Genomic DNA, 1,459 nt, shown 5'->3' with positions numbered 1-1,459 from the left:
ATCGTGCTGCGTGCGACGCCCGTCGCCTGCGAAACCGCCGTCACGCCGCCCCGGCCCGCCGCAAGCGCTTCATTCGCTGCAAACAGACGCCGCGCACGCTCGTCCAGAAACGGCGAAAGCCTATCAAAGCGTGCCTTGATAGCGTCGATGTCGATCATCCGGATTTGCCCAAGCTCATCGGGCCACCGAATCAGATCATGACCTATGCGTCCAGACGTTTTCCGAACCAGACGCTATGCCGCTCCGCACAGCAGCGCCGACCCATCACCAAATGCCGATCTCTGATTCGATTATCCTGCCTCGAGCCCTTAGATCGATCGCTTGCGTTTTATCGCGACGGCCTCGGATTGCCCACAAAGGGTATTACCGCCGACGACTTCAAAGGAGACGATACGCATCCCGCGGGGGCCATAGTGATGTTTCACCTGGAGGGCGGCCTTACCCTTGCCCTTTATCCTCGAAGTGAGCTTGCCAAGGATGCGCACCACACCATCGGGGCTCCAAGCTCCACAGAGCTCAGTCTTGGGTACCTTGCCGGTAGCAAAGACGAGGTCGATCAAATACTGAACCAAGCGAAAGCAGCGGGGGCCACGCTCACTGACGCAGCTCACGACCGACCGTGGGGTATTTATTCGGGATACTTCAAAGACCCGGATGGCCACCTCTGGGAAGTCATTTGGAATCCATCAACACCGTAATAGGGAACCAAGGCAACCGTCCACGCGAGAGTGCGTTCGCTATCCCCAAACGCAAATTTGCGGAGGTATTGCTCAAGGCTGCCTGACTGCGGCCTCACCGGACGGTTACGGCCGCTCAGCTGTCGTGATGGTTGAATGGCAGGAGCAGATCGAGATCGCGATTGGGCCATCCGGCGGCGATGCGCTGGAGGGTCAGGGTCAGCCAGGCGAAGGGATCGACGTCGTTCATCTTTGCGGTCTGCAGAAGGGTAGCGATGGTCGCCCACGTCGTTCCGCCGCCGTCGGATCCGGCGAACAACGCATTCTTGCGCGTGATGGCAATCTCGGGGTCATTCTGCCCATGTTGGGCTGGAGGTCGAAGTCCATTATCGCTGGCATCCGTATTTCGGACGCCGGCTTCGCTGCGAGAACAGCGAAGAACGCGCCAACGGTCGGATCATTCATCTCGTCATCGTGCCTGGGCATGTCATTACCGCTCCGGCCTGGATGATAGATCCCGTGGCGTGCGCAGCAATGGATCTGGGATCCCCGCGCGCGTCGCTTGCTGCACTGCTTGAACTGAACAAGCTCTTGATCCAGCGCCGTTTCCGGCGAGGCTCTCCGGATGGTTTCATCATCGGGGAGACGCAAAATGAGAACCTTGCCGCCACCGATACGATCTCTCGTGATCGTTCGCCAGCTCAGCATGCCGCTCGACTCGCACAAGCTGGTCGGGCTGAGCGCAGCGCAACGAACGATCGTGATCGCCCGGCTCGCCAATG

The 1,459-nt window shown here is 59.6% G+C and carries 1 protein-coding gene and 2 pseudogenes; 1 reads left to right on the top strand and 2 read right to left on the bottom strand.

The window, feature by feature from the left end; genetic code table 11:
• Window positions 1-158 (bottom strand): annotated as a pseudogene (locus EOC06_RS24725) (ISAzo13 family transposase); the annotation flags it as partial.
• 39 nt (window positions 159-197) lie between these two features.
• Here EOC06_RS24725 and EOC06_RS24720 point away from each other — a divergent pair.
• Entirely contained in the window at window positions 198-698 is a 501-nt protein-coding gene (locus EOC06_RS24720; RefSeq protein WP_128309019.1) for a VOC family protein, read from the top strand.
• Window positions 699-813: 115 nt separating this feature from the next.
• On the opposite strand, the pseudogene EOC06_RS24715 reads toward EOC06_RS24720, so the two are convergent.
• A pseudogene (locus EOC06_RS24715) lies at window positions 814-1,014 on the bottom strand (transposase domain-containing protein); the annotation flags it as partial.
• Window positions 1,015-1,459 lie beyond the last annotated feature (445 nt).

Origin of the sequence: Mesorhizobium sp. M7A.F.Ca.MR.362.00.0.0 (assembly GCF_004023175.1) — a bacterium.
In the GTDB taxonomy this organism is placed as follows: Bacteria; Pseudomonadota; Alphaproteobacteria; order Rhizobiales; family Rhizobiaceae; genus Mesorhizobium.
The sequence above is the reverse complement of the archived record's forward strand: the minus strand, read 5'-3'. Positions and strand labels throughout refer to the sequence as shown.

What these genes read in the sequence shown, in the direction of transcription:
- EOC06_RS24720 (WP_128309019.1), top strand. Translation starts at nt 198, where the DNA reads ATGACCTATGCGTCCAGACGTTTTCCGAACCAGACGCTATGCCGCTCC.